This is a genomic window from Blastococcus saxobsidens DD2 (assembly GCF_000284015.1).
Classification (GTDB): Bacteria; Actinomycetota; Actinomycetes; order Mycobacteriales; family Geodermatophilaceae; genus Blastococcus; species Blastococcus saxobsidens_A.
This window is the reverse complement of the sequence record NC_016943.1, coordinates 1,785,112-1,801,549: the sequence shown is the minus strand read 5'-3', so window position 1 is coordinate 1,801,549 and position 16,438 is coordinate 1,785,112. Positions and strand designations below refer to the sequence as shown.

Sequence of the window (16,438 nt, the reverse complement as noted above, 5' to 3'; positions counted from 1 at the left end):
GCCACCAGAGGTCCGCCCTCCCATCCGAGTCAGCTGGAAGTGACGATGCAGGACCTCTTGCTGTCCACGACGGTGCTCGCCTCCTTCATCGGAGGCGTGCTCGCACTCCTCGCTCCGTGCTGCGTGTCCGTCATGCTCCCGGCCTACTTCGCCTCGAGCTTCCGACAGCGCTCGCGCCTGGTCCTCATGACCGTCGTCTTCGCCGCCGGGGTCGGAACGGTGATCCTGCCCATCGCCCTGGGCGCGTCGTTCCTGAGCCGGCTGCTCAACGAGCAGCACGCGATCATCTTCTCGATCGGTGGTGGCCTCATGGTGCTCGCCGGTCTGGCGATGCTCAACGGTTGGAAGTTCATGCTGCCCATGCCGTCCATGCGCACGGGCGGCGGTAGCGGCCTGCGCTCGGTGTACAGCCTCGGCGCCTTCTCGGGGGCAGCCAGCGCCTGCTGCGCTCCCGTCCTGGCCGGCGTCGCAGCGGTGTCGGGAGCAGTCGCGTCCTTCCCGGCGGCCCTGGCCGTCGGGATCGCCTACGTCTTCGGCATGGTGGCGCCGCTGACCGTGATCGCTCTGCTGTGGGATCGCCGGGACTGGGGCAAGACGCGCCTGCTGGCCAGCCGAACGGTGACCCTCCGGGCCGGCCGGCTGCGCCGCACCGTTCTCCTCTCCACGCTGCTCTCCGCCGTGCTCATGATCCTGATGGGTGCGCTGACCATGGTCCTGGCCCTTGCCGGGCAGGGCATGGCGACCGGCGAGTGGCAGATCCGCCTGACCGCAGCCCTCGGGCACGCTGCCGCCCAGGTCGAGGACGCCCTGTCGTTCATCCCCGGCTGGCTCTCCGCGGCCCTCGTCTTCGGCGCACTGGCAGTGCTCGTCCTGCGCGCCGTGCGCAGCCGCGGCTCGGAGACCGACCCCTCGCCGACCAACCCGACCGATGGCGAGGACCGCGCCGTCGAACCGACCGAGACCTCACCGACCGGGAGATCATGACGATGAGTGGACGCGGTAGCACCAAGAGCCCCGCCAGAGACGCGAGCACCGAAGGCGCACGAGCCGTCGCCGCCGCGCGTCGCGACCAGCGGGGCGGTGGGGCCCGGATCTGGGTGGTTGCTGGGCTCGTGGCGATCCTGGTCATCGGCGGCCTCTACGCCGTCTACCAGAGCAGCACGAGCTCCGCAGGGGCGGCCGACCCCGAGCGCTACGACGTCGGATCACCCGGCCCCGGCGAGGAGGCTCCGGACTTCACCCTGCCGGGGACGAACGGACAGGACGTATCGCTCAGCGACTTCCGCGGGGAGAACGTGCTGCTGTACTTCCACGAAGGACTGGGCTGCCAGGCCTGCTGGGACCAGATCCGGGACCTCGAGGCGGCGACCCCCCAGCTGGAGGAGGCCGGCGTGGACCAGTTGGTCAGCATCACCAACGCTCCCCAGGACCTGCTGGTCCAGAAGATGGACGATGACGGCCTGGAGTCCCTCGCACTGGCTGACCCTGACCTGGCCGTGATCGAGGCCTACGAGGCGAACAAGTACGGGATGATGGGCGACACCACGGCCGGGCACAGCTTCATCCTCGTCGACGGTCAGGGGGAGATCGTCTGGCGGGCCGACTACGGCGGGGCGCCGGACTACACGATGTACCTGCCCGTCGACACCATCCTCGCCGACCTCGAGGCCGCCCGGACCGACCGATGACCGTCGTCACCCTCCTCACCCAGACGTCGTGCTCCTTCTGCGAACAGGCCAAGGAGACGCTGGCCCAGCTGAGCCAGGAACAGGAGTTCGAGACCGAAGAGATCAGCCTGGAGACCGAGGAGGGTCGGGCGCTGGGGGAACGACACGGCGTCCTCTTCGCCCCCGGCATCCTGGTCGACGGGGACTTCTTCTCCTTCGGCCGCCTCTCCGAGCGCAAGCTCAGGCGCGAGCTCCAGCGTCGCGACGACGCTCCGCACGACCACCGCGGCACCAGCTGGGGATGGAGACGGTCAAGCTCGTGAGGCCAGCGCATCCGGCCGGCGCCGAAAGGGGCCGGCCGGATGCGCTGCAGCCCACACGGTGGACGATCGCGGCGCTACCGGAGGGCCTGTAACTTACTAGCGTGCTTAGTCGATCCCGCGATGACCGGCGACCGCGGTGACCAGCACAGCTGGCTCCGACCGCATGCTCAACCGTCGCATCTTCCTGATCGCCGCCGGAGCGCTGAGCTCGACCGCGCTCCTCGGCTGTTCCACGGGGCTGACCGGCGACGAGGGGGGCACCGGTGAGTTCGAATTCCGGGAGCCCACAGCCGCCGCGACCGTGATCCCGGAGGAGCGGCGCGCGCCGGCCCCTGCGTTCTCAGGGGAGCTGCTCGACGGCACCCCGTTCGAGTCCTCCTCCCTCGCCGGAGACGTCGCCGTCATCAACTTCTGGGGATCCTGGTGCACACCGTGCCGAGTGGAGACGCCGGAGTTCCAGGCCGTGCACGCCGACGTCGCCGACCGCGGCGCGCAGTTCCTCGGCATCGACGTCAAGGACCAGCGGCAGATGGCCGTCGCCTTCGTCGAGCGGCTAGGGGTGGCCTACCCGTCGGTGTTCGATCCGCGCGGCGAGGTGGCGATGGCGTTCCGCGGGTTCCCGGCCAACGTGGTGCCCTCGACCATCCTGCTGGACCGCGACGGCCGGGTCGCCGCCGTCTACACCGGCCAGGTCCGCGGTGATGACCTCCGCGCTGCGGTGGAGCTGCTGATCGAGGAGACCGAGGCGTGAGCGAGCTCGCGGCGACCTTCGCTGGCATCGTCACCGACGGATCGCTGCTGCTCGCCATCGCGGTGGCAGCGCTCGTCGGGTTGATCAGCTTCGCCTCCCCGTGCTGCCTGCCGCTGATCCCCGGTTACGTCAGCTACGTCGCCGGGCTCGCCGGCTCCCAGGCCACCGCAGGCCAGCCCCGGGTTCCGCAACCTGCCGGCGGCAGCCCCGCGGGGACGGCACCGGCCGACCGCTCCCCCGAGACTGGCAGCACGTCCTCATCACAGGCCGGGCCGGCAGCCGCCGGCCGCAGCCGGGTACTCGCCGGTTCCCTGCTGTTCATCGCCGGCTTCAGCGCCGTCTTCGTCTCCTTCGGCGCACTGTTCGGCGGCCTGGGCCGGCTGCTGCTGGAGTGGGCTCCGCTGCTCACCCGGGTCGCCGGCGTCGTCGTGATCGCGATGGGGCTGTCCTTCCTCGGCGCAATCCCCTGGCTCATGCGCGAACGCCGCATCCACCACCGGCCGCCGGCCGGCCTGGCCGGCGCCCCGGTCCTCGGCGTCGTGTTCGGCCTCGGGTGGACGCCCTGCCTCGGCCCGACCCTGGCCGCGGTGAACACCCTCGCCTACACCCAGGCATCCGCCGGCCGCGGCGCCGTCCTCGCCCTCGCCTACTGCCTCGGGCTCGGCATCCCCTTCGTCCTGGTCGCTCTCGGCGCCCGCCGCGCCCTCACGTTCTCGGCCTTCGCCCGCCGTCACGCCCCGACTGTGATGCGGATCGGCGGTGGCTTGATGATCTTGCTGGGAATCCTGCTGCTGACCGGCTGGTGGGACGCTCTCATGATCTGGCTGCGGGCCTGGCTGGGCGCCACTGGGCTGAGCACGTCCGCCTTGTGACCGAGAAGTCGCTTCTCCGGTGGGCAGGAATAGCAGGAGCCCCCACCCGGCTCCTAGCTTCGATAGTAGGGTCCTTGCCAGCTGTCCCCGACGCACAGATCGGCCGAGCCTCTCGTCCATGAGTACGGATTTTGACTCCAGCGAACGCCACGCTGCGCACCCCCGAGGCATGTCCCGCCGTCGACTCCTGGGGCTCGCCGGCGGCGGGACGCTCGGCATCGTCGCTGCCGGAGCCACCGGTGGGGTGCTCGGACGGGCCACGGCCGGCACAGCCACCGCACCAGTTGCCCCCGGATCCGATGCTGCGGATGCCATCCCCTTCACCGGCAGGCACCAGGCCGGAATCGTCACCCCGGCCCAGGACCGGCTGCACTTCATCGCTCTCGACGTCACCACCGACAGCCGGGACGACCTGGTCGAGATGCTCAAGACCTGGACGGAGGCCGCCCGGCGGATGACCGCGGGGCAGGACGCCGGCCCGGTCGGGGCCGTCGACGGTAATGAGCACGCTGCTCCCGACGACACCGGGGAGGCGCTCGGGCTGGCGGCGTCGGGGCTGACGCTGACCATCGGGTTCGGCCCGACGCTGTTCACCACCGCCGACGGCCGAGACCGGTTCGGCCTGGCCGCACGCAAGCCCGCGGCGCTGGTCGAGCTGCCGGAGTTCGCCGGGGATCGGATCGACCCGGCGATCAGCGGTGGCGACCTGTGCATCCAGGCCTGCGCCAACGACCCGCAGGTCGCGGTGCATGCCGTGCGCAACCTCGTGCGGCTGGGTGCCGGGGTGGTCAGTGTCCGCTGGTCGCAGCTCGGGTTCGGCCGGACTTCCTCGACCAGCACCGAGCAGGCCACGCCGCGCAACCTGATGGGCTTCAAGGACGGCACGAACAACCTCAAGGCCGAGAACGGGCAAGCCCTCGACAGGTTCGTGTGGGTGGCTCCCGGTGACGGTGGGCCGGGAGCGGACTGGCTGGCCGGCGGCTCCTACCTGGTCACCCGACGCATCCGGATGCTGGTCGAGCACTGGGACACCGTCCCCCTCGGGCGCCAGGAGGCCGCCATGGGACGGCGCAAGGGTAGCGGCGCGCCGCTGGGGCAGCGCGCCGAGTTCGACCCGGTGGACCTCACCCACGTCGTCGACGGCAAGCCGGCCATCCCGGCCGACTCCCACGTCGCGCTGTCCAACCCGACGAACGCCGGAACGGCCATCCTCCGTCGCGGCTACAGCTTCGTCGACGGATCGGACGGATCCGGCCGGCTCGACGCCGGACTGTTCTTCATCGCGTACCAGCGCAACCCGGAGACGGGTTTCGTGCAGGTGCAGCGGAACTTGGCCGGCGATGCCCTGAACCAGTTCATCGAGCACACCTCCTCGGCGGTCTTCGCCTGTCCTCCGGGAGTCGAATCCGGTGACGACTGGTGGGGACGAGCACTGTTCACCTGACGTCGACCCATATCACCGCCCAATGAAGCGCGGTACAGCCGCCGCGACCGCATTGGCCTCTTGTGCTCCCCACCACGACATTCAGCGAGGACAACCAGTGGACAACAAGGCCCGACGTTCCGCACTCGTCGGACTCCTCGTGCTGACGTTGAGCGCCTGCGGCGCAGGCGACGGGACGAATGAGCAGGCAGCTTCCTCTCCGGTTCCTGCAGCCGTCCCGGGAGTTGTCGCGGTGGGCGCCGACGGCGTACAGGAGCTGACCATCCAGGTGAGCGACGACTACGTGTTCACCCCTGCGACGGTCACCGTGGCAACCGGGCCGGTGCGCTTGACCGTGCAGAGCGTCGCCGATGAGCTGACGCACGGCTTCCGATTCACTCCCGGGGGCAACCCGCAGGACATCACCGAGGAGATCTCCGTCATCGGCCCCGGCCGCAGCGAGACGGTGGAGTTCGAGGTGGACGAAGCCGGCGACTACCTGTTCGACTGCTCGTTCCACATCGGCATGGGGCAGACCGGCGTCATGACCGTGGCAGCGGACTGACCCGCCGAGCCACCGCCGAATCGGCTGGGAGCCTTCCCCGCCTGGCCGCAGCGCCATGGGCCGTTCTCGGTCACGCCCCCACGTAGACGGAGATGGCACCGAAGATGGCGAACCCGGCGGTGAGGAAGATGGGCCCCAGCCGTGAGGTCTCGCCTTCGTGCGCCTCTCCGATCATCTCCTCGACCACGACGGCGGTGAGCGCGCCACCGGTCAACGCGAGGACCGACAGGGTGACGATCTCGGGGGCGTCCCGGAGGGCGAAGTAGCCGAGCGTGGCGCCGAGGAAGATCGGGACGGCGAAGCCTGCCGCGAGCAGCACCCGTCGAACGCGGCTGATGCCGGCCCTGCGCATCGTCGCTATGGCCGCGAAGCCCTCCGGGACATCGGCGGGGACCTGCCCAAGGGCGAGGAGAAGGCCCAGAGCCGGGTTGAGGACCGTGCCGGTGCCGATCATGACGCCGTCGCTGAACAGGTCCAGCGAGACGCCGGAGAAGATCCCCAGTGCGCTCCCCTGCTTCTCACCCCCGCCCATCCTCACCTGGATGAAGCCGATGGCTCGGTCCAGGCCGATGAAGGCAGCGCCTCCGCCCACGAACGCCAACAGCGGCACCCACGGGAGATCCGCCGCCAGGGCCTCGGGCATCAACTCGAGGCCCACGACGGCGAGGACGATGCCGGCCGCGAGGTGCAGCGCGAGGCTCAGCGTCCGTTCAGAGACGCGAAACGTCTCGGCGAGCACTCCCCCGGCGAAGTTCCCGGCCGCGGGCAGGGCCGCGAGGCCGAGGACGAGCAGGTATCCGCTCACGTCTCCTCCTCGTCGTCCTCGTCCAGCTCGCCCTCCCAGGCTTCACGGCCCTCGTGGACGGAGAAAGCTGCGATGACAAAGCCGGACACCGGGTCGAGCCACGGCCATCCCACCACGGCGTAGAGGCCGAGGCCGAGCAAGGTGGAGATGCTCAGCAGCACGCAGATACGGGTCTCGGCTGCGTGAGCCAGGATGAGCGGGTCCCGCAGCCGCTCGCCGACGTGGCGCTTGGCGCGAGCCAGGAGCGGCATCACGACGATGGAGGCGGCGAGCAGTACCAGGGCGACAACCGACGTGCCGGGCTCCTCGCCGCCCACGAGGCTGCGAACGCCCTCGAACGTCACGTAGGCGGCCAGCACGCGGAACGTGACGACCACCCCCTTGAGGGTGCGGCGTTTCTTGGCCTAATCGGCCTCGCCGCGTCTGCTGCGTCTCCAACTGGTGAGACCCCCGACGACACACGTCCGAGGTGTGGCTGCGCGGATGGGTGCAGGTCGGCGGCAACCGGGCGACCAAAAGGATCAAGTCCCGCTCACCCAGGGCCACCCATGGGTTGCGGTAACGCCGGTTCTGTCTTCCCGGGCACGTACTACCTCAACTTGTCCTGGAGGAGCCAGCTGCACGAGGTTGGTCGGTGAGGTCCATCCGCGACGAGATCGAAGCCCGTGGCCGCGGGCTGCTCACCGGGCTGCAGGTGCGCTCTGGCCCCAGCCACTGAAGTGCACATCGGCGGACCGGGTCTGGCCGTTGCTCAGTCCGGACTCGGGGAGGCTGCCTCGTGCGAGGGTGGGGGCGTGCGGCTGGCGGCGAAGCCGACGGCGGCTGCAAGCAGCAGCAGGATGCCGCCGAGGTAGTAGACGGCGCGGATGCCCACGGTGTCGGCGAGCAGCCCGCCGACGCCGAGACTGGCCAGGCGCCCGGTCTGCCACAGCAGGTCCATCAGGGCGAAGACCCGCCCGCGCGTGCCGTCGGTGACGTGCGACTGCAGCAGGCTGTTGAAGGTGACAGCACCGGTGGAGGTTCCAACGCCGTACACGGCCAGAGTGGCGGCGGCGACCGGCAGTGACCGGACCGAGGCCAGCACCAGGTCGACCAGGCCGCGCAGCACGTAGGGGCCGAACACGTACAGCGGGCGCCGGGGGTCGGGAATCAGCCGCAGCAGCAGAGTGGGGCCCAGGGCGGCACCCACGCCGATCGCGCCGACCAGGATCCCGTAGGCGTTCGCCGGCGCGCCCAGGTGCTCGGCGGCCAGCACGACCAGCAGCGCACTGGTCGCGCCGGCCGACAGCGCGGCCAGCAGCTGGCCGATGGCCAGCGCGCGCAGAAGCCGGTCCCGGCCGACCAGCGCCGCACCCTCGCGGGTCTCGGCCAGCAGCCGGCGGCGGCCGACCTCACGCGGCGGCGCGACCAGCCGCAGTCCGCGCAGCGCCAGCGCCGAGACGAGGAAGCTCGCGGCGTTGACGCCGAACGCCCAGCCGGGGCCGACGACGGCGACCAGCCCGCCGGCCAGCGGCGCGAGCAGGATCTGCGACAGCACCGCCGCCGTCCAGACGGCGCTGTTGGCCGCGACGATCTCCCGGTCGGCCACGACCGAGGGCAGCACGCTGTTGGCGGCCGGGTTGAAGAATGCCGCGCCGGCCGACAGCCCGAACGCGACCGCGTAGATGACCAGCGGGTCGTCGTGCCAGACCACCAGAACGCCAGCCAGGGCGGCGCGGAGTACGTCGGCGACGACCATCACCTGGACGCGGGGCAGTCGGTCGACGACCACCCCGGCGATCGGGGCGATGAGCAGCACCGGGACGATCTCGGCGACGACGACGCCCGCCACGCCCAACCCCGAGCCGGTCAGCCGATAGATCAGGATGGCCAGCGCGACGAAGCTGAAGATGTCGCCCCACTGGCTGACCGTGCGCGCCGTCCACAGCCGCCGGAAGTCCGGCTGGGCCAGCACGGCGCGCATCCCCGGCCGCCGCTCGTCGCCCGCCACGCCCCTCCTGTCCTTCGTCACCGGGGTTCCACTGCCCGACCGTCCGCGGCTAAGCCTCGCTCAGCCCTCGCCGGGTTGGCCGTCCTGGTGAACGTCGGCGCCTCCTCGTTCTGCCGTCCAGGCACTCCGACACTGGCACCTGAGTGAACGCAACCGACCCGCAGCGCTCACCACGATGCCTCCGCTCATGCGCAGCAGCTGGTCGGCTTGTCGGTGCGGAACAGTCCGGCGGCGATACGCAGCGCTTCGCTCATCGTGAGGTACGGCGCCCACGTGTCGGCCAGGTCGTCGACGGTCAGCCCGAACTTGATCGCGTAGGTGGCGGCAAGCATGACGTCGCCGGCGCCGTCGAGTGCGGCGTGCACGCCCAGCACCTGTCCGGTGTCGGCGTCGATGACCAGCTTGAGGGCGCCCCGGGTGTCCCGATTGGCCAGCGCCCGCGGGATGTCCTGCGCGCCGAGCACCCGGCAGTCGCAGGCGTGACCGCGCGCCAGCGCCTGCTCCTCGGTGAGGCCGGCGCCGCCCAGCTGCGGCGTCGTGAACGTCACCCCGGGCAGTCCGCGGTAGTCCACGGTTGTCGGCGCACCGAGCGCTCCTGCGGCAGCGGCGTGCCCGGTCTGCGCGGCGACGTAGACGTACTGCGGCGCTCGGGACACGTCGCCGGCGGCGAAGATCCGCGGATTCGTGGTGCGCTGATGGGCGTCGACGACGACGAAGCCCCGCTCATCGGTCTTCACCCCCGCCGCCTCCAGACCCAGGTCGCCGGTGTCGGCGTACCGGCCGGTGGCCACCAGAAGTCGCTGCCCTGTCGCCTCTCGGCCGCCGCTTGTCGTGACCACGACGCCGTCGGCGCTGCCGGCCACGGCCACCCCGCGCTCCTCGACCACGGTGATGCCGTCGTCGGCGAACACCTCGCGCAAGACCGCGGCGATCTCGGGCTCCGTGTGCGGCGCGAATCGGCCTACGACGGTGACCTGCACGCCCAGGTGCGCGAAGAGCTGCGCCTGCTCCAGCCCGACGTAGCCGCCGCCCAGCACGACCAGCGACTCCGGCAGCCGGGTCAGCTCCATCGCCGTGGTGGAGGTCAGGTAGTCGACGCCGGCCAGGCCAGGCAGGTCGGGGATGTGCGGGGCCGCGCCGGTGGCCACCACGTACGCAGGCGCCACCAGTGGCTGCCCGTCGACCTCGAGGGTCTGCTCGTCGACGAACCGGGCGTGCCCGTACCGGACGGGGAAACCGTGCGCCTCGGCGACGTCGGCGTACTTGAGCTGCCGCAGCCGGTCGATGAGCTCCTGCTTCTGCTCGGTCAGTGCGGCCATGTCCACGTCGCCGGCGCCGGTCGGTACGGCCGGGAACGGGTTGGCCTGTGCACGGTGCCGCCGGCCGGCGGCGGCGAGCAGGTTCTTGCTCGGTACGCAACCGATGTTCAGGCAGGTCCCGCCCAGCGGTCCATGCTCGACCAGCACGGCCGACTTGCCGCGCGAGCGCGCCTCGATGCCGGCGGCCATCGCCGCCCCGCCGGTTCCGATAACGACCAGATCCACTGCATCCACGTGCCGCTCCTCCGCTTGGCTCGATGATCTGGTAGCCGACGCTAGGGCTTCCACTGCACTGGAAGGTCAAGTCGTAGGGTGCGCCGGTGCGTATCGGCCAGCTCGCCGCCCGAACCGGGCTGACGACCAAGACGATCCGGTTCTACGAATCCGCCGGCGTGCTTCCCGCACCGGCTCGGCGTCCCTCCGGCTACCGGAACTATGACGAGGACGCCGTCGACCGGTTGGCATTCGTCAAAGCGGCCCAAGCCGCCGGGCTCAGCCTGGCCGAGATCCGCGAGATCATCACGGTACGGGCGAGCAGCGGAGCTCCGTGCCAGCACGTCCTCACCCTGCTGGACAGCCACGCCGCCGACCTCGACCGGCGCATCGCCGAGCTGACCGCGTTACGGGCGGACGTCGAACGGCTGCGCTCCCGGGCGGGCACCCTGGACCCGGCCACCTGTGACCCCGCTGTCGTCTGCCACGTGATACCGGCCGACGTCGTTGCGCGGCCCGTGCCCACCACCTGACGCCGGGCCACGCGTGCTGGCGCTAGCCGCGTCATCTGGCACAAGACCACATCGGCGCACCATCCCCACGATCACTGACGCCTACGACCACTAATCCTGAAAAATTGGTCATCTAGCCGGCAGGGACCCCGACGGCAGGCCATCGAGCGAGCACGTCGCCGTGTCCAGCGCGCTCAGGGTCGGGCGAGGCGGGACTGCACTCATCCGCGTACTCGGCACGTGCACGGCACCCGCGTCGCCTACATGAAGGACCGCTGCCGGTGCACCGACTGCACTGCCGCCAACACCGCGGCCGGCCGTGCCGTGCACCGCGCGCAGACCTTCGGCCGATGGCGGCCGTTCGTAGACGCGGCGTGCCGGAGCAGCGGAAGTGGCCGACCACGGTGTCGCCCTCGCCAACCAGCTGGACCGTCTCCATGCGCACGTCTGGGAACGCCTCGCGGAACGGCGCCACCCACCCCCGTGCGGCCTGGGCAAGCTCGGGGGCGTATAGCTGGTCGACCACGTCGAGGTTGCTCCCGTTGATCACCTCGGCGACGGCGCGTGCGACCAGCTGCTTGTTGTCCTCGACGCTCATTGCCCATACCGGTCCGCGGTCAGCTGATGCGCTCGCGGCGGCGGCCGATTCGTGCCGCCATCCACAGCGCGCACCGCCAGCAGACGTACACGCCGGAGGTGTCGCCAAGTTCGTGGACGCCGGTGCGGGGCCGGTCCCGCCCACAGCAGCCGCACGTCACTTCAGCACCGCCCGATGCGAGCCTGCGGCCCGGGAACTTCACGACAGCACTCTGAATAGCTGCTCGACTGTGGGCGCACCGGCCAGCCCCGCTTCGGTGCGGAACACCCTGCAAGACAGGCCCACCGGCGCGTCCTGGTCTGCGAACGGGTCCCGTCCGTCCACCAGCACCGTCGGCGATCCACGGAATCCAGCGGCCTGTGCCTGCTCCGGCGTGGTGACGCGGCGGTGCTCCACTCGCACGTCGTCGCGGCCCGCCTGTATCAGCGCGTCTCGTGGCCGCTGGTCGGCCAGTTGCCAGTTCGGGCAGCCATCGAAATACGGCAGTTCCACTCGCACGAGGATCCCTTTCGGTCAGCCGTGCCGGGCAGCGGACGCGAAGTGGGCGCATTCGGCGCAGATTCCAACACCTGGCGTAGCGGCCAGACGGCGCACCCGCCAGCGGCGGAACACGCCGCCGCAGCATCCGCAGCGACGCAGACCGGGGACGGCGGCGAAGACGGCCGGTAGTGCGAGCACGCCGTCATGGTGTCCGGCCAGGGCGCCGCTGACAACGGCGGATCGCCCCCCGCCTCGTTCGGTTGCCTTGGCCGCGGAAAGTCTGGCGCGCGAGGGCACGTAGCCGGTACCCCGAGGCCGGACGTGCTCCCCTTTCGTCGATGTCGCACGTCGACTGAATCCGCCGTCAGCGCTGCGCGAGAGCGCCGCGGAGATTCTCCAGCGCAGCGGGCACGACGGCGTACCAGACGTTGCGCCCGCGCTTCTCACTGACCACGATCCCGGCATCGCGCAGCTTGCCGAGGTGGGAGCTGACCGTTCCCTGCGTGCGACCGGCGGGCTCGACCAGGTCGCAGGCGCACACTGCCCCTCCCTCCGCGGTCGCCAGCAGTGACACCAGCCGCAGGCGCACGGGATCGGCCAGCGCGGCGAACTGCCGGGCGAGCGTCTCGGCGTCCGGTTCGCTGAGCACCGTCGAGGCTAGCGGCGCGCAGCAGGCGACCGCCTCGGGCTGGTCGAGCACCGGCAGCTCCCGCACGGTCATCGCTTCTCTCCTCGATCTCGGCGCCCCATCGCACCAACGCATTGACAACCGTCGATACGTCCGGCACTGTGCGTCGTATTGACCAACGTCAATGTACCGCTGCACGACGCGTATGCCAGCAGGTCGCCTCCCGGCCTCACTGCTGGGAGTGAGGAAGGAGCCCCACGTGATCGCCGCCTATGCCATGGAGCTGCTGGCCGAGACCCGCGGTGCCGAACTGCGCCGCGAGGCGAGCGCTGCCCGCCTGGCCGCCATCGCCGCCTGCTGCCGCCCGAGCAGCTGGGCCCGAGCCGCCCGCCGCGCGCTCGACGCGTCCGCTCGACTCCGCCGCAGCGCCCACAGCACCGTCTCCCCGGCCTGCTGCGCGACCGCCTGACCCGACCACCGACCGGAGGACCGTCCCTGTGACCAGCACACCCGCCCCCGCCAGCATTCCTGCTCTGCAGACCGGCCTGCCGGTCGTTGTCATCGGCGCCGGCCCCGTCGGCCTGGCCGCCGCCGCGCACCTCACCGACCGGGGCCTGACCCCGCTCGTGCTCGAAGCCGGGGACCACGTCGGTGCCGCGATCCGCGCCTGGGGCCACATCCGCACCTTCACCCCGTGGCAGTACATCGTCGATCCGACGGCGGAGAAGCTGCTCGCCCCGACCGGGTGGACACGCCCGGCTGGAGACGTCCCGCCGACCGGCGCCGAGGTGGTCGCCGGCTACCTCGAGCCGCTGGCCGACGTCCTCGGCGATGCCGTGGTCCGTACCGGTACGCGGGTGGTGGCGGTGACGCGCGACGGGCTGGACAAGTCCCGCACGCTGGGCCGCGAGCAGCGGCCGTTCCTCATGCGGGTTCAGGACGCCAGTGGCGCGGTCACTGACGTGCGCGCCGCCGCGGTCATCGACGCCTCGGGCACCTGGGAGCAGCGCAACCCGCTGGGGGGCTCCGGGCTGCCGGCGATCGGTGAGGTCGAGGCGGAGGCCGCCGGCGCGCTGGTCGGCCCGCTGCCAGACGTGTTGGGCAGCGATCGGGCGCGGTTCGCCGGCCGCCGCACGCTGCTGGTCGGGATGGGCCACTCGGCGGCCAACACGCTGCTCAACCTCGCGCAGCTGGCCCGCGAGGAGCCCGGAACGGAGATCGCGTGGGCGATCCGCGGCACCGACGCCCGGCGGCTGTTCGGCGGTGGCGAGGCCGACCAGCTGCCCGACCGCGGCAAGCTGGGCACCGACCTCCGCTCCCTGGTCCTCTCCGGCGCCATTGAGCACCACGCCGGGTTCTCCACCACCGGCCTTGAGCTCGCTGGCGACGGCACCGTGACCGTGGTCGGGCGGACCGCCGATGGCGAACGGCGTATCCCCGGCGTGCACAACGTCGCGGCCGCGACCGGTTTCCGGCCGGACGTCGCGATGCTGAACGAGGTCCGCCTGGATCTGGATGCCGGCCTGGAGGCGCCCACGCAGCTGGCGCCGCTCGTGGACCCGGCGTTCCATTCCTGCGGCACGGTGCCGCCGCACGGCCACCGCGAACTCACCCACCCCGGCGAGCCCGGCCTCTACGTGGTGGGGATGAAGTCCTACGGCCGCGCGCCGACGTTCCTCATCACCACGGGCAACGAGCAGGTCCGCTCCATCGCGGCACACCTCGCCGGCGACGACGCCGCCGCGGACGAGGTCCAGCTGGTGCTGCCCGAGACCGGCGTGTGCTCGGTGACCCTCCCGCTCACCGACGACGACGCGGCCACGGCCGGCGGCAGCTGCTGCGGCACCGCGCCGGCGGCTGAGGTTCCGGCCGAGGTGGACGCCGCACACGCTGCGTGGGCCAACGGTGAGGCACGGGTCGGCTTCGCCACCGGCGTGGGAGGCGGCCGGGAGACCGACACCGATGGCGGGGGGATGCCGCTGGCCGAGGTGCGTGGCCAGGCGGGCGGCTCGTGCTGCGGCTGACCCTGCGGCGACCGGCTCCCGGCGGCCACCTTCGGGAGCCGGTCCCTACCTTCGTCCGCGGTTCAGGCAGCCTGGCGTGGTGACCCGCCGGGAGGAGCTGAGGCCCACCGCCCGCGTGCCCTCTGCGGGGATCCGCGCGGACGGGGATGCGTTCCCGGGTTGGCGCATCGTCGCGGTGCTGGCCCTCGGCCAAGTCGTCAGCTGGGGCGTCCTGTACTACGCCTTCCCCGTCGCGCTGGTCACCATCACCGCCGACACCGGCTGGTCGGAGACCGCGACGACCGGTGCGTTCACCGTCGGGCTGATCGCCTCGGCGCTGGCCGGGATTCCGGTCGGGCGGTGGCTGGACCGGTTCGGGCCGCGGCCGGTGATGACCACCGGCTCGGTGCTCGCGGCGGCGGCGATCGCCTCCATCGCACTGTCCCCGGGCCTGAGCTGGTTCTTCGCGGCGTGGCTGGTCGCCGGCGTCGCGATGTCGGCGGTGCTGTACCAGCCGGCGTTCGCCGCACTCACCCGCTGGTACGGCCCGCACCGGGTGCGGGCCTTGACCGCGCTGACCCTGGTCGCCGGGCTGGCGAGCACCGTCTTCGCGCCGCTGACGAGCCTGCTGCTGGAGCAGCTGAGCTGGCGCGACACCTACCTGCTGCTCGCCGGTGTGCTCGCCGTGGTGACCGTGCCGCTGCACCTGGTCGCCCTCGACCTCCCTTGGACTGACACCCGCTCCACCGCGCACCTCACGACCGACGATGAGGCCGGGTCGCCGGAAAGTGACCGTGCAGTGCGCGCGGTGCTGACCAGCCGTGCGTTCTGGCTGCTGTCCGGCGGGCTGACGCTGACGGCGTTCGGGCTTTACGCCACCAGCGTCACGCTGCTCATCCCGCTGCTGACCGAACGCGGCATGTCCGCTTCACTCGCCGCGACCACCCTCGGCCTGCTCGGTGCCGGACAACTGCTGGGGCGTCTCGGCTACGCCCCGCTGAGCGCCCGCACCGCGCCGGCGACACGGGCGGTGGTCATCGTCGCCGCGTCGGCGGCCGCCATCGGCCTGCTGGCCGCGGTGCCCGGACCGGCCTGGGCACTGATTGCGGTAGCCGTGCTGGTCGGCGCGGTCCGCGGGGCAGGCACGCTGCTGCAGGCCACCGTCGTCGCCGAGGAGTGGGGCCCCGCCCGCTACGCCTCCCTGGCAGGGGCGTTCGCCGCCCCCATCACCGCTGCTGCTGCGCTGGCACCGTTCGGCGGCGCCGCGGTGGCCGACGTCGTCGGGTCCCGCACCGGCGCACTGACCGCGCTGGCCTGCATGGTGGCGCTCGGCGCGGTGTTCGTGGTCGCCGCGCACCGGGTCCGCGGACCGGAGGCGCCGAACTCAGCTGGCGGAGGCGGCGAGCAGTCGGTCGCGTAGGTCGGCGACGCGGGCGGCGATGTCGTCGCGGACGAGCCGCATCCGCTCGATGCCGTCGATGCCCCGGTCGGAGGGCTCGTCGGTCACCCACGTCTCGAACCGGGTTTCCGGACGGAGCTCGGCGGCGGCAGTGACCAGGTCGGGGTCGATGCGGGCCTCGCCGCCGAGGGTGACGACCACGTCGGCGGCGGCGATGAGGTTGGCAGTGATCGGGCGCGGCTGGGAGTCGGTGATGTCGACCCCGGCCTCTAGGAGAGACTGCGCCGACAGTCGGTTGACCGCGTCGCCGGGCCGGGTGCCCGCCGAAGCGACCTCGAGGCTGTCACCGGCGGCGGCCCGCATCAGCCCGGCCGCCATCTGGGACTTACCGGCGTTCTTCACGCACACGAACAGCACCTGTGGCGCGCTCACCGGGCGCGAGCCATCCACTGGGCCATCAGCGGGTGGCGGCCGGCGCCGGCACGCCGAGCTCGGCCAGCAGCCCGCGGATGCGGAACTCGATGTCGTCGCGGATGGGACGGACGGCGTCGACGCCCTGCCCCGCCGGGTCCTCCAGCGCCCAGTCCAGATACCGCTTCCCGGGGAAGATCGGGCAGGCGTCACCGCAGCCCATCGTGATGACCACGTCGGAGGCCTCCACCGCCTCGGTGGTCAGCACCTTCGGCTGCTGAGCGGAGATGTCGATGCCGACCTCGGCCATCGCCTCCACCGCGGCAGGGTTGACCTGGTCGGCGGGCAGCGAACCGGCCGACCGCACCTCGACGGCGTCCCCGGCCAGGTGGGTGAGCCAGCCGGCGGCCATCTGGGACCGGCCGGCGTTGTGCACGCAGACGAACAGGACGCTGGGCTTCTCGGACACGGCAAGGCCC

General features: G+C 71.7%; 20 protein-coding genes. 11 read left to right on the top strand and 9 right to left on the bottom strand.

The window, feature by feature from the left end; all coding sequences use genetic code 11:
- Nucleotides 1–45 precede the first annotated feature (45 nt).
- The 7 genes from BLASA_RS08415 (at nt 46) to BLASA_RS25880 (ending at nt 5,601) form a co-directional block, all read left to right on the top strand.
- Nucleotides 46–984 (top strand): cytochrome c biogenesis CcdA family protein, encoded by a 939-nt coding sequence (locus BLASA_RS08415; protein ID WP_014375672.1) that lies wholly within the window; start codon nt 46–48, stop codon nt 982–984.
- 128 nt (nt 985–1,112) lie between these two features.
- Entirely contained in the window at nt 1,113–1,688 is a 576-nt protein-coding gene (locus tag BLASA_RS08410) for a peroxiredoxin family protein (RefSeq protein ID WP_197536278.1), read from the top strand.
- Nucleotides 1,685–1,990, top strand: coding sequence for a glutaredoxin family protein (locus tag BLASA_RS08405; RefSeq protein WP_014375670.1), 306 nt, complete (start codon nt 1,685–1,687; stop codon nt 1,988–1,990). Before BLASA_RS08410 ends, BLASA_RS08405 begins: the two co-directional genes overlap by 4 nt.
- Nucleotides 1,991–2,126: 136 nt before the next feature.
- Nucleotides 2,127–2,741 (top strand): TlpA family protein disulfide reductase, encoded by a 615-nt coding sequence (locus BLASA_RS08400; RefSeq protein WP_231839582.1) that lies wholly within the window; start codon nt 2,127–2,129, stop codon nt 2,739–2,741.
- A complete protein-coding gene (locus tag BLASA_RS08395) occupies nt 2,738–3,613 on the top strand; it encodes a cytochrome c biogenesis CcdA family protein (protein WP_014375668.1) in 876 nt (291 codons plus the stop codon). The genes BLASA_RS08400 and BLASA_RS08395 overlap by 4 nt, the downstream gene beginning before the upstream one ends.
- Nucleotides 3,614–3,731: 118 nt before the next feature.
- Entirely contained in the window at nt 3,732–5,057 is a 1,326-nt protein-coding gene (gene efeB, locus BLASA_RS08390; protein ID WP_014375667.1) for an iron uptake transporter deferrochelatase/peroxidase subunit, read from the top strand.
- A gap of 232 nt (nt 5,058–5,289) precedes the next feature.
- A complete protein-coding gene (locus tag BLASA_RS25880) occupies nt 5,290–5,601 on the top strand; it encodes a plastocyanin/azurin family copper-binding protein (RefSeq protein WP_014375666.1) in 312 nt (103 codons plus the stop codon).
- A 70-nt stretch (nt 5,602–5,671) separates the two neighbouring features.
- Here the strand turns inward: BLASA_RS25880 and BLASA_RS08380 are convergent, their stop codons facing one another.
- The 4 genes from BLASA_RS08380 to merA form a co-directional block, all read right to left on the bottom strand.
- The gene (locus BLASA_RS08380) at nt 5,672–6,406 is read right to left on the bottom strand and encodes a ZIP family metal transporter (protein WP_014375665.1); all 735 of its coding nucleotides are present in this window, start codon (nt 6,404–6,406) and stop codon (nt 5,672–5,674) included.
- Nucleotides 6,403–6,783: a cation transporter gene (locus BLASA_RS08375; protein WP_014375664.1), complete on the bottom strand. Its 381-nt coding sequence runs from the start codon at nt 6,781–6,783 to the stop codon at nt 6,403–6,405. Before BLASA_RS08375 ends, BLASA_RS08380 begins: the two co-directional genes overlap by 4 nt.
- Nucleotides 6,784–7,157: 374 nt before the next feature.
- Nucleotides 7,158–8,396 (bottom strand): MFS transporter, encoded by a 1,239-nt coding sequence (locus BLASA_RS08370; protein ID WP_014375663.1) that lies wholly within the window; start codon nt 8,394–8,396, stop codon nt 7,158–7,160.
- Between the two features lie 185 nt (nt 8,397–8,581).
- Nucleotides 8,582–9,949: a mercury(II) reductase gene (merA, locus tag BLASA_RS08365; protein WP_014375662.1), complete on the bottom strand. Its 1,368-nt coding sequence runs from the start codon at nt 9,947–9,949 to the stop codon at nt 8,582–8,584.
- 86 nt (nt 9,950–10,035) lie between these two features.
- On the opposite strand from merA, the gene BLASA_RS08360 reads away from it, so the two are divergent.
- Nucleotides 10,036–10,461 carry a heavy metal-responsive transcriptional regulator gene (locus BLASA_RS08360; protein WP_014375661.1) on the top strand — a complete coding sequence of 142 codons (426 nt, stop codon included), beginning with the start codon at nt 10,036–10,038 and terminating at the stop codon, nt 10,459–10,461.
- Nucleotides 10,462–10,573: 112 nt separating this feature from the next.
- Here BLASA_RS08360 and BLASA_RS26410 read toward each other — a convergent pair whose 3' ends face one another.
- The 3 genes from BLASA_RS26410 to BLASA_RS08350 form a co-directional block, all read right to left on the bottom strand.
- On the bottom strand, nt 10,574–10,879 hold the full coding sequence (locus BLASA_RS26410; protein WP_331371092.1) for a hypothetical protein: 306 nt from the start codon (nt 10,877–10,879) through the stop codon (nt 10,574–10,576).
- A gap of 357 nt (nt 10,880–11,236) precedes the next feature.
- Nucleotides 11,237–11,530, bottom strand: a complete 294-nt coding sequence (locus BLASA_RS08355; RefSeq protein ID WP_231839581.1) for a thioredoxin family protein — start codon at nt 11,528–11,530, stop codon at nt 11,237–11,239.
- Between the two features lie 352 nt (nt 11,531–11,882).
- Nucleotides 11,883–12,239 (bottom strand): ArsR/SmtB family transcription factor, encoded by a 357-nt coding sequence (locus BLASA_RS08350; RefSeq protein ID WP_014375657.1) that lies wholly within the window; start codon nt 12,237–12,239, stop codon nt 11,883–11,885.
- A gap of 166 nt (nt 12,240–12,405) precedes the next feature.
- On the opposite strand from BLASA_RS08350, the gene BLASA_RS25875 reads away from it, so the two are divergent.
- The 3 genes from BLASA_RS25875 (at nt 12,406) to BLASA_RS08335 (ending at nt 15,569) form a co-directional block, all read left to right on the top strand.
- Nucleotides 12,406–12,615 carry a hypothetical protein gene (locus BLASA_RS25875; RefSeq protein WP_014375656.1) on the top strand — a complete coding sequence of 70 codons (210 nt, stop codon included), beginning with the start codon at nt 12,406–12,408 and terminating at the stop codon, nt 12,613–12,615.
- 28 nt (nt 12,616–12,643) lie between these two features.
- The gene (locus tag BLASA_RS24165) at nt 12,644–14,170 is read left to right on the top strand and encodes an FAD-dependent oxidoreductase (protein ID WP_231839580.1); all 1,527 of its coding nucleotides are present in this window, start codon (nt 12,644–12,646) and stop codon (nt 14,168–14,170) included.
- Between the two features lie 79 nt (nt 14,171–14,249).
- A complete protein-coding gene (locus BLASA_RS08335; RefSeq protein WP_014375654.1) occupies nt 14,250–15,569 on the top strand; it encodes an MFS transporter in 1,320 nt (439 codons plus the stop codon).
- Here BLASA_RS08335 and BLASA_RS08330 read toward each other — a convergent pair.
- Both BLASA_RS08330 and BLASA_RS08325 read right to left on the bottom strand, forming a co-directional pair.
- Nucleotides 15,534–15,980: a low molecular weight phosphatase family protein gene (locus BLASA_RS08330; RefSeq protein WP_014375653.1), complete on the bottom strand. Its 447-nt coding sequence runs from the start codon at nt 15,978–15,980 to the stop codon at nt 15,534–15,536. The genes BLASA_RS08335 and BLASA_RS08330 overlap by 36 nt on opposite strands.
- 25 nt (nt 15,981–16,005) lie before the next feature.
- Complete coding sequence (locus BLASA_RS08325; RefSeq protein ID WP_041775679.1) at nt 16,006–16,428, bottom strand: arsenate reductase ArsC; 423 nt, start codon at nt 16,426–16,428, stop codon at nt 16,006–16,008.
- Nucleotides 16,429–16,438 lie beyond the last annotated feature (10 nt).